The organism is Kitasatospora sp. NPDC058218 (assembly GCF_042882445.1).
Lineage (GTDB): Bacteria > Actinomycetota > Actinomycetes > Streptomycetales > Streptomycetaceae > Kitasatospora.
The window spans coordinates 1-12842 of the sequence record NZ_JBHVWC010000029.1 but is presented as its reverse complement, the minus strand read 5'-3'; the positions used below and the strand labels follow the sequence as shown (position 1 = coordinate 12842).

12 protein-coding genes are annotated in these 12842 nt (G+C 75.4%); 4 read left to right on the top strand and 8 right to left on the bottom strand.

Annotation, left to right across the window (positions count from 1 at the left end; translation table 11 throughout):
• Window positions 1-21: 21 nt before the first annotated feature.
• The 3 genes from ACFVYI_RS19645 to ACFVYI_RS19635 are packed head-to-tail and all read right to left on the bottom strand — an operon-like array spanning window position 22 to window position 2183.
• Window positions 22-324: a hypothetical protein gene (locus ACFVYI_RS19645; protein ID WP_387887108.1), complete on the bottom strand. Its 303-nt coding sequence runs from the start codon at window positions 322-324 to the stop codon at window positions 22-24.
• A gap of 49 nt (window positions 325-373) precedes the next feature.
• Window positions 374-1252 carry a carbohydrate kinase family protein gene (locus tag ACFVYI_RS19640; RefSeq protein ID WP_387887106.1) on the bottom strand — a complete coding sequence of 293 codons (879 nt, stop codon included), beginning with the start codon at window positions 1250-1252 and terminating at the stop codon, window positions 374-376.
• Window positions 1253-1256: 4 nt separating this feature from the next.
• The gene (locus ACFVYI_RS19635; protein ID WP_387887104.1) at window positions 1257-2183 is read right to left on the bottom strand and encodes a pseudouridine-5'-phosphate glycosidase; all 927 of its coding nucleotides are present in this window, start codon (window positions 2181-2183) and stop codon (window positions 1257-1259) included.
• Between the two features lie 116 nt (window positions 2184-2299).
• On the opposite strand from ACFVYI_RS19635, the gene ACFVYI_RS19630 reads away from it, so the two are divergent.
• Complete coding sequence (locus ACFVYI_RS19630; protein ID WP_387887102.1) at window positions 2300-3202, top strand: LysR substrate-binding domain-containing protein; 903 nt, start codon at window positions 2300-2302, stop codon at window positions 3200-3202.
• A 21-nt stretch (window positions 3203-3223) separates the two neighbouring features.
• On the opposite strand, the gene ACFVYI_RS19625 is transcribed toward ACFVYI_RS19630, so the two are convergent.
• Window positions 3224-4795 carry a S8 family serine peptidase gene (locus tag ACFVYI_RS19625; RefSeq protein WP_387887100.1) on the bottom strand — a complete coding sequence of 524 codons (1572 nt, stop codon included), beginning with the start codon at window positions 4793-4795 and terminating at the stop codon, window positions 3224-3226.
• Between the two features lie 232 nt (window positions 4796-5027).
• Here ACFVYI_RS19625 and ACFVYI_RS19620 point away from each other — a divergent pair, with 232 nt between their 5' ends.
• On the top strand, window positions 5028-5447 hold the full coding sequence (locus tag ACFVYI_RS19620) for a PPOX class F420-dependent oxidoreductase (protein WP_387887098.1): 420 nt from the start codon (window positions 5028-5030) through the stop codon (window positions 5445-5447).
• A gap of 203 nt (window positions 5448-5650) precedes the next feature.
• Window positions 5651-5947, top strand: a complete 297-nt coding sequence (locus tag ACFVYI_RS19615; RefSeq protein WP_387887095.1) for a hypothetical protein — start codon at window positions 5651-5653, stop codon at window positions 5945-5947.
• A 68-nt stretch (window positions 5948-6015) separates the two neighbouring features.
• Here the strand turns inward: ACFVYI_RS19615 and ACFVYI_RS19610 are convergent, their stop codons facing one another.
• The gene (locus ACFVYI_RS19610) at window positions 6016-7668 is read right to left on the bottom strand and encodes a phospholipase (RefSeq protein ID WP_387887093.1); all 1653 of its coding nucleotides are present in this window, start codon (window positions 7666-7668) and stop codon (window positions 6016-6018) included.
• 281 nt (window positions 7669-7949) lie between these two features.
• Here ACFVYI_RS19610 and ACFVYI_RS19605 point away from each other — a divergent pair, with 281 nt between their 5' ends.
• Window positions 7950-8798, top strand: coding sequence for a hypothetical protein (locus tag ACFVYI_RS19605; RefSeq protein ID WP_387887091.1), 849 nt, complete (start codon window positions 7950-7952; stop codon window positions 8796-8798).
• A 202-nt stretch (window positions 8799-9000) separates the two neighbouring features.
• Here the strand turns inward: ACFVYI_RS19605 and pgm are convergent, their stop codons facing one another.
• The 3 genes from pgm to ACFVYI_RS19590 form a co-directional block, all read right to left on the bottom strand.
• A complete protein-coding gene (gene pgm, locus ACFVYI_RS19600; protein WP_387887088.1) occupies window positions 9001-10650 on the bottom strand; it encodes a phosphoglucomutase (alpha-D-glucose-1,6-bisphosphate-dependent) in 1650 nt (549 codons plus the stop codon).
• Window positions 10651-10848: 198 nt separating this feature from the next.
• A complete protein-coding gene (locus ACFVYI_RS19595) occupies window positions 10849-11487 on the bottom strand; it encodes a hypothetical protein (protein ID WP_387887086.1) in 639 nt (212 codons plus the stop codon).
• The coding region (locus ACFVYI_RS19590) for a DUF58 domain-containing protein (protein WP_387887084.1) at window positions 11484-12842 on the bottom strand (1359 nt) is incomplete at its 5' end. The genes ACFVYI_RS19590 and ACFVYI_RS19595, both read right to left, overlap by 4 nt.

Sequence of the window (12842 nt, the reverse complement as noted above, 5' to 3'; positions counted from 1 at the left end):
GGGCCCGACCGGCACAGCCGCTCAGCGCTCGTCCGGGTAGCCCCACTCGACGGCCGCTCGCGCGTTCGGCGCCACCTTCCCGACGGCCTGGGCGACGTAGCCCTCGAACGCCGGCCGCCAGGCGTAGAACCGGGTGACGACCAGCGGGTAGTCGCTCTCGCCCGAGACGATGAACTCCCCGTCCAGCTCGCCCACGCCGATCCGCACCTCGTCCTCGATCCCCTCGTCCCGCAGCACGGCGGCGAGGGCGTGCACCACCTCCCACGCCTGCTCCCGACCGGTGAGGCCGTCGACGACGAGGGCGAGTTCTATGTTGACCGACACGGGAGAAATGCTAGGCCCTGCCACCGACACCCGTCGGCCCGCGCGGCGTTCACCCGGCGCCGAAGGACGCGCCGGGCGAGGCCAGGACCTTCGCCGCGCACCGGTGGCCGCGCACGGTGGCCTCGCGCAGGTCGACGCCGGCCAGGTACCCGGCGAGGAAGCCGGCGGCGAACGCGTCGCCGGCGCCGGTGAGGTCGCGGACCTCGTCGACCGGCGGGACGGGAACCGAGAAGGGGGCCTGCCCGGGCGCGTCCACGGTGGTCGCCGCCGCACCGGACTTGGTGACGACCGTCGTGGCCGCCAGCCGTGCCCGCGCCGGGCCGGGGCGGCCGTCCACCAGGAGCCCGAGGAAGGCGGCCTCCTCCCGGTTGGCGAACAGCAGTGTGGGCGTCAACTCGGCCGCGAGGGCGAGGAAGCGCTCGCGGCCGAACCCGCCGAGCATGCCCGTCGAGGAGGCGTCCAGCGAGGTGGTGCCGCCCGCGCGGCGGACGCGCCGCAGGGCGTCGGCCGCCGTGCCGCCGATCGGCTCCCCGTCGAAGGAGTAGGCGGGCACGTGCAGGTGGGCCAGATCGGCGAGCCACTCGTCCGGCACGGCGTCCAGCAGGGTGGCGGCGCCCCGGTCGGGGAGCATCGTGCGCTCGCCGGCGTCGTCGATGAGGACGACGATGCTGCCCGTCTGCCCCTTCCTGACGACCCGGACGTCGACGCCGTGGCCGGCCAGCTCGGCGACCACGCCGTCCCCCGCCGGGTCGTCGCCGACGCAGCCGATGAACCGCGCGGGCCACTGCCCGGCGGCGAAGCTCGCGACGTTCGCCGCGCTGCCGCCGCGTCGGCGGAAGACCCGGGCCGTGGAGTCGGTGCCGTGCCGCAGCGGCCCGTCCACCCAGACCACGACGTCCTCGACGAGATCACCGAGTACCCCGAGCACCGGCCTACGCCTCGTTCCGCAGCGCCGCCAGGGCGGTGGCGATCCGGCCGCCGAGCCGGACGTTGCCCCGGTAGACCGCGACGTTGACGTCCAGACTGCGGCCCCGGGTGTCGCGCTGGATGAAGTCGAGGAGGAACGGCGTCGAGGCGTTGCCGGTGATGCCCCGGCGCTCGGCCTCGGCCCGGGCCCTGGTCAGTAGCGCGTCCAGCTCCCGGGGCGGCAGCTGCTCGGCGGGGTCGACCGGGTTGGCGATCAGCACGGCCTGGGGCAGTTCCAGACCGTCCCGGGCCGCGATGACCCGCGCGGCCTCCTCGGGGGAGTCCACCCGGTAGGCGATCTCGTGCCCGGAGTCGGTGACGTAGAAGCCGGGGTAGTTGCGCGTCCGGTAGCCGATGACGGGGATGTTGAGCGTCTCGAAGCGCTCCAGCGTCGCCCGGATGTCCAGGATCGACTTCACGCCCGCGCTGATCACGGTGACGGGCGTGGCGGCCAGCGTGGTCATGTCGGCCGACTCGTCGAAGCTCTCCGCCGCGCCGAAGTGCACGCCGCCGAGCCCGCCGGTGGAGAAGACCCGGATGCCCGCCCGGTGGGCGAGGAAGGCGGTGGCCGCGACGGTCGTCCCGCCGTGCCGGCCCAGCGCGGCGACCACCGGCAGATCGCGCAGGCTCGCCTTGTCCAGGTCGTCCGACTCGGACAGCTCCTTGATCTGGTCCGGGCCGAGCCCCACCGTGGGCACCCCGGCGAAGACGCCGATCGTCGCCGGGACGACCCCGGCGGCCCGCAGCTGCTCCTCCGCCTCCAGCGCGACCTCCAGGTTGCGGGGGCGCGGCAGCCCGTGCGTGAAGATGGTCGACTCCAGCGCGACGACAGGGGTCCCGTCGGCGACGGCCCGGGCGACGTCGTCGGAGATGCGGATCGGCAGTCCGGTCATGGGAACCACGACTCTCTCTGGGATGCCACCACATTGTGGCAACGTGCCGGTCAGCCTAGGGATCGTTCGCATCGGGATCCAGAATGAGTACCGGGCCTTCCCATAGTCTTTCGGCTATGGGATTCACCTTGCGTCAGCTCGAAGTCTTCCTCGCGGTCGCCGAAGGTCTGCACTTCGGCCGCGCCGCCGAGCGCCTGCACATCTCGCAGCCGACCGTCAGTCAGGAGGTCGCCCGGCTGGAGCGGGCGGTCGGCGTCGAGCTGTTCGACCGCAGCCGCCGGGCGGTCGGCCTCACCTCGGCGGGCGAGGTGATGGCCGCCGAGAGCGCCCGGCTCCTCGCCCAGGCCGAATCCCTGCTCGCCCGGGTGCGGTTGCACGAGGAGGCGCGGATGGGGACGGCCCGGATCGTCGCCTCCCCCAGCGTCATGAACCGGCTGCTGCCCGCCGTGGTCAGCCGGGCCGAGCGCGAACTGCCCGCCCTGGAAACGGCGGAGGTCTCCGTCGACACGGGCCGCGTGTCGACGACGCTCGCCGCCGAGCTCGCCGACATCGGCCTGGGCCGCTTCCTTGACGAGGTGCCCGGCTACCGGCGGGAGACGATCGCCGACGAGCCCGTCCGGGTGGCGCTCGGCCGCGGCCACCCGCTCGCCGGGCGCGACGCCGTGCGGCTGGACGAGTTGCGGGACCTCCCGCTCCTGCTCTGGCCGCGGGAGCAGCACCCGCGCTACCACGACCACGTCCTCGGCCTCTGCTCCGAACGCGGCGTCGAGCCGCCGGTCCTGGTCAGCCCGCCGCGCATCGTCGGCTCACGGCTGTACCTGCTCTCCCAGAACCGCGCGTTCTCGCTCGTCCCCCGCTCGATGACCGGGCACCTCACCGAGGAGGTGGTCACCGTGCGGCTCACCGGCCGGGCCACCCTGCCGTTGGAGATGCAGTGGCGGCTCGACGACGACCGGCCCCGGCTGGCGGCGCTGCGCGAACTGATCCGCGAGGAGGCGGCCGCCCTCCGGGACGGCTGAGCACCCGCCGGGGCCGGCCGGTCAGAACCGCAGCGCCCAGCTGTTGATCGTCCCGGTCCAGTAGCCGAAGAGGTCGGTCACCCGCAGCCGCCAGAGGCCGTTCGCGGTGCTCGCCGAGGCGTCGGTGCCGACGATCCCGGTGATCGCCGGGTCGCCGTCCCAGATCTTCTCCTCGCGCAGCAGGAACACCGCGCCGTTCGGCGCCACCAGCTCGACCCGCAGGTCGCCGCGCCACTCGTAGGCGATGTCGAGTCGGACCTCCAGGTCCTTCGGCGCCTTGCCGGCCACCCCGGAGACGGTGATCGGGGACTCGTGGACGCCCTGGCCGTCGATGGGCACCGGGGTGGGGCTGGCGAACTGGGTGCGCGGCCGGATCGGAACGGCACCGGTGTAGAGGAGCCGGTCGGGCGAGCCGGGCCCCGCGTCGCTCACCGCCTCGGTGGTGGCCGCCGCGGTGAGCGCGGTGGCCACCTGGGCGGGCGTGGCGGCCGGGTGGTCCGCCAGGTAGAGCGCGGCGGCACCCGCCACGTGCGGGGCCGCCATCGAGGTGCCCGACATGTCGAGGCCGAACCCGCCGTAGTCGCTCCAGTTCTGCGTCGAGGTGATGTTCACCCCGGGCGCGAAGAGGTCCACGAGCGGGCCGTAGTTGGAGAACGAGGCCCTGGCATCGTCCTCGTCGGTCGCCCCGACGGTGATCGCCGTGGGGACCCGGGCGGGCGAGTGTTCGGAGGCGTCGACGGCGTCGTTGCCCGCCGCCACCGTGTAGGTGAGGCCCGTGGCGATCGAGTGGGCCACCGCCGCGTCCAGGACCGGGTCCGGCTCGCTGCCGAGGCTCAGGTTGACCACCGCCGGCTTGACGGCGTTCCTGGTCACCCAGTCCAGGCCCGCGACGACCTGCTCGGTGGTGCCGTAACCGTCGTCGTCCAGGACCCTGACCGCCACGATCCTCGCGTTCTTCGCGACCCCGAAGACGCTGCTGGCCACCGTCCCGGCCACGTGCGTGCCGTGCCCGTGACCGTCCGCCGCCTCGCCGTCGCCGTCGATGGCGTCGTACCCGTAGGACGCCCGCCCGTCGAACTCCTCCTGGGTGATCCGCACCCCGGTGTCGACGACGTACGCCGTGACGCCCCGCCCGCCGGAGTCCGGGTAGGCGTACCGGTTGTCGAACGGCTTCCGGCGCTGGTCGATCCGGTCCAGCCCCCAGGAGTCCGGCTCGGGCTGGACGGCGTCCACCCGCAGCCGGCGGTTCTGCGAGACCAGCGCGACGGACGGGTCCGCGGCCAGCCGCCGCGCCTGCCGTTCGGTGAGCGTGGCGGAGAAGCCGTTCACCGCCGCGTCGTAGGTGCGCCGGACCGTCCCGCCGTAGGCGCGGGCGAGGACCGCCGCGCTGCTCGCGACCGAACCGCTCCCGCCCGCGGGCGCCTTGAGGACGACCAGGTAGCTGCCCGGGACGGCGTTCCCCGCCCGGGCCCCCTGGACCACCCCCTCGGGCGCGGCCGCCGACGCGGGCAGCACCCCACCCGCGCCGAGCGACAGCGCCCCGGCGACGCCGAGGACGACGCAGACACGGCGAAGACCTTGCTTCGGGCCCATGGACCCACCCCCTCCGAAGATTCCCCGGAACAGCCTGACTGTTCGTCAAGTTATGGACAAGACATAAGGGTTGACGAGCCGCCTCGAATCGCCGGACGGCCCGGCCGAGCAGGCGGATCACCGCCCGCGCACCGCCCGGACTCACCCCGCGCGCCGGGTTCTTGACCTCAAGCCCGCTTCACCCTCTACGGTCGACGCGTTACCCGGCCCTACCGAACGGAGCGCAGCAGTCATGGTCTTCACCCCCGAGGAGCGCGCCTACCTCGCCGGTCAGCAGCTCGGCCGGCTGGCCACCTCCGGCCCGCAGGGAGCTCCACAAGTCCGACCGGTGGGCTTCCGGCTCAACGAGGACGGCACGATCGACATCGGCGGGCCCCGGATGGCCACCAGCCAGAAGTACCGCAACGCGGCCCGCGACCCGCGGGTCTCCTTCCTCGTCGACGACATGACGCCCGCCGACGACACGGACGCGCCCGCCCCGGGCTGGGGCCGGGGCGTGGAGATCCGCGGCCGCGCCGAGCTGCTGACCGTCGACGTCCCGCCGGTGGCACCGGCCTACTTCGCCCACGAGATCCTCCGGGTGCATCCCGAACGGGTCATCAGCTGGAACCTGGTGGCCAGGAGCAGCACCGCCCGCGACGTGTCGGGCTGAGCCGACACCCGGGTCGGCCGCCCCGGGGCACCGACACCGCACCGCGCCACCCGACCGCGCCACCGCGCGCGCCACGGCGGTGGCGCCGGAAAGGGGCGCGCGCCACGGCGGTGGCGCCGGAAAGGGGCGCGCGCCAAGGCGTTCGCCACCAGAAAGGGGGGCGGTGACCAGAACCGGCCGGGTGGCCGGAATGTTGCACCTGTGTGAACCGGTTCCGCAGACTCTCCCACCACGCCGCCCACCGCACCGCCCTGACCTGCGCCGCCGTCGTACGCGGCGCCCGGGCCCTGGCAGCCGCCGTCGAACGCCTCGACAACCGTGCGATGTCCGCCCTGCGAAGGCGGGTCCACCCGTTCACCACCCGCCTGACCGCCCTGCTGTGCCGGGCGGCCGCCGCCAACTGCGGCGACGCGCTGAGCCGCCACCTCCCCTGTCACTCCAGGGACCGCGCCCAGGACCGGCGGGCCGACGACGCGGCCGGGGGCCGGGACTCCGGATGACCCCTCGGGGTCCACGGCGTCCCGGCCCCCGGCCGCGTCGCGTCGGGGCCGGCGATCAGGCCCGGCGATCAGGCCCGGCAGAGCCCCCTCGTCCAGTCGACGGTCGCGGCGGCCTGCGAATACGTCCACTGGGGCGCGAGCAGGTCGCGGTCCAACTGGGCCGCGGCACCCTTGTCCTCGACGACGTAGCCGAAGTCCTGCAGCCAGGCGGGGTAGAGGTTCTTCGAGCCGATGTAGAAGGCCGAGCCGTCGACCGCGACCAGCTTGTGGTGCAGCGCGTACGGGTGCCCGTCCGCCCAGGTGGCGGTCGGGGCCGCGCGGAAGGAGGCGAGCTGGAGGTTGCCGCACAGCGCGGCGCCGGCCTTCGCCCGGTCGCCGGTCAGGGCGGTCAGCCGGGCCCGCAGCACGTCGGAGACCTCGGAGAGCGACTTGATCTGCGAGTAGCCCCCGCTGCCGACCGCACCGCGGTTGGCCGGGTCGCTGACCACGATGCGCACCTTGACCCCGGCGGCGAGCTTGGCGGCCAGCAGGTCGTACAGCCGGGCGTCGTAGCGCGGCAGCGGCGGGCAGGTGCCGTTCACGTCCTGCTGGGAGATCTCGATGTGGCCGCGGGCGCTGTCGACGAGCGCGCGCAGGGCGTTCTCCTCGGGGTTGACCGTCTCGTAGTCGCGGTCGGCATTGGTGTTGTCGTGCAGCGCGAGCGGGCCGCACTGGGTCTCGGCGACCCCGGCGACCGGGCCGGGCCGGTAGGCCGAGGCGGGGTCGGCGGCCTTGACGCCGACGCCCAGGCCGCCGACGGCGATGACCGGGACGCCGCCGACGGCGGGCGCGGCGGGGTTGAGGTCGCGTTCCATCGAGGGCCGGCAGGCGCCGCCGTCGGAGGAGGCGAACCACGCGTTGTCGAACAGGCCGGTGCGGCCGCAGGTCCACGCCCACAGGGTGTCCAGGTAGCGCGCGGCCGAGGTGGCGGCGGGCCCGGCCAGGGCGAGGTCGACGTCCGAGACGGGGTGCGCGGTGTCGAGGTAGTCGTCCTTCCACCCGTTGATGCCACCGGCGATCACGCTTCGGCCGTCGACCACCAGCAGCTTGGAGTGGTTCCAGGAGAGTGCCGTGCGGGAGGTGGTCATCGAGGCGACGTTCAGGGTCACCGAGCCGGCCGCGGGGCCGAGCTTGGCGAGCAGTTCGTCGCGGTAGCGCGAGGGCAGGATGTTCGCGTTGTAGAGCGGCGCCGCCCCGACCAGGATCCGCACCTGGAGGTGGTGCCCGGCGGCGGCCGAGGCCCTGAGCCCCTCCACCAGCGCGTCCTGGAAGCCGCCGTTGGGGAACGGCGCGAGGGTGGAGACGTCGACCGTGCGGGTGGCGGCGGCGACGTCCGCCCGCATCCGGGCGAGCAGCGCGCGGGTGCCCCGGCGGTCGGCGCACCCGGAGTCGCCCCAGCAGCCGGGCGTCTGGAGCAGCCAGCCGGCCGGATCGTCGGTGGCGGAGGTCAGCGCGTTGCCCTCGGTGCGCTCCCAGACCGTGCCCTCCAGGCCGGGCGACACCTCGCGCAGTGCGCGCTCGACCGCGTCGAGGTGGGTCGTCCCGCCGTCGGTGACGGCGCCGTCCGCAGGGGCCGCGAGGGCCGACGGGGGCGGGACGGCGGCGAACAGGGTGGTGGCTGCGGCGACGGCCAGGGCCGAGCGCACGAGGCGGCCGGACCGGCGGGACCAGGGGAGGTGCACGTGAGGTTCCTTCAGCAAGCGGCGGGTGGTTCACCCGTGGGACGACCCGAGATTACCGAAAAGTAACTTCCAGTCCAACTGCGCATGACAACCAGTCACCAGGCCGGAAACCGACCCGCCGTTCGACCCCCGCCGACCGGCGGACGTGACGTCAGGGAAGCTTCCCGACCAGCGGTGTGACGGTGTGCCCGGGCGTCCGGGCGGGTGACGGCGGCGGCGATCCGCACCCTCCGCCCGGCGAGCCGGACACCCGTCCGCCCCCGGATCCGTACCGTCGGCCCATGTCCCTCGGCCTGCTGGCGGCACTCCTGGCCGCACTCCTGACCGGCTCGGCCACCGTCCTCCAGGCGGTGGGCGCGCGCCGCGCCGCGGTCGGCCACCAGCCGGGCGAGGCCGCCGCGCTGGCCGGGGCGTTCCGCCAGTGGCCGTTCCTGGTGGGCGTCGCGATGGACATGCTCGGGTTCGCCGCCGAACTGGTCGCACTGGAGCGGCTGCCGCTCTACGTGGTCGAGGCCGCCCTGGCCTCCGCGCTCGCCGTCACCGCCGTCGGAGCGGCCCGGGTGCTGCGGATCCGGCTGCGCCGCAGCGAGTGGGTCGGGGTGGTCTCGGTGTGCGTCGGGCTCTGCGTCCTGGCGCTCACCGCCGGGCGCGACGGCAGCGGCACCGGCGATCCGCCGCTGCGTCTGGGCGTCCTGCTGGTCTCGGTCGTCCTGACGGCCGCGGGCTGGGCGGTGGTCCACCTGGCCGGGGCGCGACGCGCCCCGCTGCTGGGCCTGGTGGCCGGACTGCAGTTCGGGGTGGTGGGCGTCGCGGTGCGGGTGCTGCCGGAGCCGCGGCTGCCGGAGCTGCTCGGCGAGCCGTCGGCGTACGCGATCGCCGTCGCCGGGCTGGGCGGCTTCACCGCGCTGACCTGGGCCATGCAGAGCGGCTCGGTCACCGCGGCGACGGCGGCGATGGTGCTCGGCGAGACCCTGGGCCCGGCCGTCGTCGGGGTGCTCCTGCTCGGCGACCGCACCCGCCACGACGCGACGCCGCTCGCCGTCGCCGGGTTCGCCGCCGCGATCGTGGGCGCGCTGACCCTGGCGCGCTTCGGCGACGCCGAACAGCCCGCCCCGGCCGCCGGGAACTGAGCCGCGTCGGGTTCGCCGCCATGGCCAGTTCCCCTTCAAGCAGGGGAGATTGACGAATCGTCAGGTCGACCCCGGGTGATCGGTACGTGGTCGACCGGTCACGACGCGGTCGCGCTTCAGGTCGCGCAGGCTCGCCGGCCGGGGCCCGGCGGCGAGCCTGCGCTCGCCCACCCGGGCCCCGACACCGCCGTGGAGCGGGAGGTCAGGCCGCAGGGCCGGCGAGGACCTCGTTGACCAGCTCGCGCGCCTCGGCCTGGACCCGGGCGAGGTGGTCGGCGCCGTGGAAGGACTCCGCGTAGATCTTGTACACGTCCTCGGTGCCCGACGGGCGGGCCGCGAACCAGGCGTTCTCGGTGCAGACCTTGATCCCGCCGATCGCCGCACCGTTGCCCGGCGCCTCGGTGAGGACGGCGGTGACCGGCTCGCCGGCCAGGTCACCGGCACGGACCTGCTCCGGCGACAGCCGGGCCAGCAGCGCCTTCTGCTCCCGGTCGGCCGGGGCGTCCACCCGCGCGTAGGCGGGAGCCCCGAAACGGCCGGTGAGGTCGCGGTAGTACTCGCTGGGCGTGCGGCCGGTCACCGCGGTGATCTCCGAGGCCAGCAGGGCCAACAGGATGCCGTCCTTGTCGGTGGTCCACACCCCGCCGTCCCGGCGCAGGAAGGACGCCCCGGCCGACTCCTCGCCGCCGAACGCGATCGAGCCCTCCAGCAGCCCGTCGACGAACCACTTGAAGCCGACCGGCACCTCGACCAGGTCCCGCTTGAGGTCGCCGGCGACCCGGTCCAGCATTGAGGACGACACCAGCGTCTTGCCCACGGCGGCGTCGGCCGGCCAGTCGGCGCGGTGGCGGTAGAGGTAGTCGACGGCGACCGCCAGGTAGTGGTTCGGGTTCATCAGGCCGCCGTCCGGGGTGACGATCCCGTGGCGGTCGGCGTCCGCGTCGTTGCCGGTGGCGATCGCGAACTGGTCCCGGCGCTCGATCAGCGAGGCCATCGCGGCCGGCGAGGAGCAGTCCATCCGGATCTTGCCGTCCCAGTCCAGCGTCATGAAGCGCCAGGTGGGGTCGGTGACCGGGTTGACCACGGTCAGGTCCAGGCGGTGCGTCTCGGCGATCCGCCCCCAGTAGGCGACGGACGCCCCGCCCAGCGGGTCCGCGCCGATCCGCAGGCCCGACGCCCGCACCGCGTCGAGGTCCAGCACCGAGACCAGGTCCTCGGTGTAGGCGGTGAGGTAGTCGTGGCGGCCGGTGGTCGCGGCGGTCAGGGCGCGGGCGTAGGGCACCCGCTTGACGCCCCGCAGGCCGTCCCGGATCAGGGCGTTGGCGCGGTCCTGGATCCAGCCGGTGGCCTCCGAGCCGGCCGGACCGCCGCTCGGCGGGTTGTACTTGAACCCGCCGTCCCGGGGCGGGTTGTGGGAGGGCGTCACCACGATGCCGTCGGCCAGCGCCTGCGGGTGGCGCCGGTTGTGGGCCAGGATCGCGTGCGAGACCGCCGGGGTGGGGGTGTAGCCGTCGGCGCTGTCCAGCAGGACGGCGACGCCGTTGGCCGCCAGCACCTCGACGGCGGTGGCCCGGGCCGGCTCGGACAGGGCGTGGGTGTCCACGCCGAGGAACAGCGGGCCGGTGATCCCCTGGGCGGCCCGGTACTCGCAGATCGCCTGCGTGGTGGCGGCGATGTGGTCCTCGTTGAACGCCGCGTCCAGCGAGGAGCCCCGGTGCCCCGAGGTGCCGAACGCCACCCGCTGGCCCGGCTCCTCCGGATCCGGGTGCAGCGTGTAGTACGCCGTCACCAACCGCGCCACGTCCACCAGGTCGTCCGGCTGCGCCTGCTGCCCGGCCCGTGCGTGTGCCATCGTCTCTCCCACCAGTGTTCCTCGCCGTACGCCGGCCGCGCGGCCCGGCGCGTCCTGTGCCCCGTGCTCACCGATCGTAGCCAGCGCGCGACCTTCGGCCCACCCGGGGCGACGCCCGGGGCGCCGGGGCGCCACGCGCGGGCGTCCGGGCCGTCGGCCGCGAGCCGCCCAGGGCGGGCTGCCGCGGGCCCGCGCCGCTCAGTCGCGGGCTTGCGACGGCCGCGCCCGGGGGCGGCGCCGTGGCAGGAGCAGGGCGAGGCCCCACCCGACGGCCGCCAGGCCGATCAGGGCGACCGGACGCGACCACTCCCCCGCCCCGGTCGACGCGAACGCCACGGGCAGGACCAGACCGGACGCGGCGAGGGCGGCCAGCGCGTGCGCGGGCCGGATTCGGTCGTGCTGCGGGCCGAGGGCGTCGACGAGCAGCAGATAGCCGATCAGCAGCGCGGCGACCACCGCGACCTGCCCGAACGGGGGCTCGCCCAGCGCGGCCAGCAGCACGCTCCCGGCGGCCAGTACGGTGCTGCGCGCCGCCGCGAGGCGGCCGAGCCAGGTGTGCGCGCGGGGCGGTGGTTCCTCCAGCGGCGGGGCGGCCCAGAGCGCGAAGGCCACGGCGGCCACCACGGCGGCGGGCCCGAACCGGTCCACCACGGCGCCGGCGCCGCCGCCGACCCCGGCGGCGGCGAGCACCAGGGCGACGCCGGTGCAGCGCAGGGCGGCCCGATCGGCCCGGCGGGGCCACCGGGCCCGCACCGCCGGGGGCTCCGGCCGGGACTCGCCGGCGGTGGCAGCGGCGGTACCGACAGCGGCACCGGTCGTGGTCGTGGTCGTGGTCATCGGGCTCCTCCCCCGATCCGGCGGCGCAGCAGCGGGGCGAGCGCCAGGTCGAGCGCCTCGCCCGGGGTGTAGCGGGCCACCGGGATGCCCCGGGCGCGCAAGGCCGAGCGCATCGCCTCGCGTTCGGCGTGCCAGAGCCGCCGGGCCACCTCGCCGATCTCGTCGCCGGGCTCCACCGCCGGTTCGCCGGCCGGGATCTCCACCACGACCAGCGGATTGCCGCGGTCGCGGACGTGGCCGAGCACCTCCAGGATGCGCTGGTCGGCGAGCGAGGTGAACGCGTACACCAGCGCGTGACCGGGCAGGGCGGCCGGTGGGAGCCGGGGCACGGCGGGCCCGCGGAGCCCCCGGTCCTGACGGACCTCCAGCACGCTCTCCACCATCCGGTGGAACTGGCGGTCCCCGCTGCCCGCGGTGAGCCAGCGCAGCTTCCCGCCGACCGCGATCAGGCCGACCCGGTCGTGCCGGCGCAGGTAGGCGCGGGTCAGTCCGCCGGCCGCGCGCAGCGTCTCGTCCAGACTGGACAGACCGGTGGCCGCGTCCCGGAAGTCGGCCAGCGTGTCCAGCAGGACGACCGCGTCGGCGGCCCGCTCGGCGGCGAACTGGTTGATCTGGACGGCGTCGCGGCGGGTGGTCGACGGCCAGTGGATGCGCCGCTGGCGCTCGCCCGGCACGTGCGGGCGCACGCCGATGACCTCGACGCCGGTGCCCTCGTGCGCGGTGGTGTGCTCGCCGAGGCGCTCCGGCAGCCGCACCGGGATCGGGGTGAGGCGGGCCGCGCTCGGCAACGGGAAGACGTCCACCGCGCCGAGCTCGGTGCGCACCGTCCGGCGGGTCAGCCCGCCGGCGTCGTAGACGTCGAGGTCGACGCTACCCAGGGTCCAGCGGCCCCAGCGTTCGGCCCGGACGACGAGGTCCACCTCGGTGGCGCCGACGGTCACCGCCGTCAGGGCGAGGCCCGGGCCGAGGGCGACGGTCGGGTCGAGCCGGCCGATCCGCCCGTCGTGGCGGATGGTGACCCGTACGGTGATCGGCTCGCCCTCCAGGCAGCGGCGCGGTGTGGCCACGCTCTCGGCGGTGAGTCGGGACGGCCGGTCGCGCCCCGGGGCGGCCAGGGCGAGCAGGACGGTCGGACCCGCCGCCAGGGCCAACAGCCAGGCGTGGCCGGTGGCCAGCGCGGCGACGGCCGCGACGGTGGCCACGGTGAGCAGGCGCAGGCTCCGCTCACCGGCCCGCCAGTGCGGCGAGGGCGGGGTGCTGGGCAGGCCGGCCTCCGTGGCCCGGGCGCTGCGGGCCACCAGGCGCGCGGCCGACCGGTCGGCGGCGCGCGCCGGGGCCCGCGCCGGGCCCGGGGT

Excerpts from the sequence above, each read along its gene's own strand:
- ACFVYI_RS19635 (WP_387887104.1), bottom strand. The coding sequence starts at position 2,183 with ATGACCGGACTGCCGATCCGCATCTCCGACGACGTCGCCCGGGCCGTC.
- ACFVYI_RS19630 (WP_387887102.1), top strand. The coding sequence starts at position 2,300 with ATGGGATTCACCTTGCGTCAGCTCGAAGTCTTCCTCGCGGTCGCCGAA.
- ACFVYI_RS19625 (WP_387887100.1), bottom strand. The coding sequence starts at position 4,795 with ATGGGCCCGAAGCAAGGTCTTCGCCGTGTCTGCGTCGTCCTCGGCGTC.
- ACFVYI_RS19620 (WP_387887098.1), top strand. The coding sequence starts at position 5,028 with ATGGTCTTCACCCCCGAGGAGCGCGCCTACCTCGCCGGTCAGCAGCTC.
- ACFVYI_RS19605 (WP_387887091.1), top strand. The coding sequence starts at position 7,950 with ATGTCCCTCGGCCTGCTGGCGGCACTCCTGGCCGCACTCCTGACCGGC.
- pgm (WP_387887088.1), bottom strand. The coding sequence starts at position 10,650 with ATGGCACACGCACGGGCCGGGCAGCAGGCGCAGCCGGACGACCTGGTG.
- ACFVYI_RS19595 (WP_387887086.1), bottom strand. The coding sequence starts at position 11,487 with ATGACCACGACCACGACCACGACCGGTGCCGCTGTCGGTACCGCCGCT.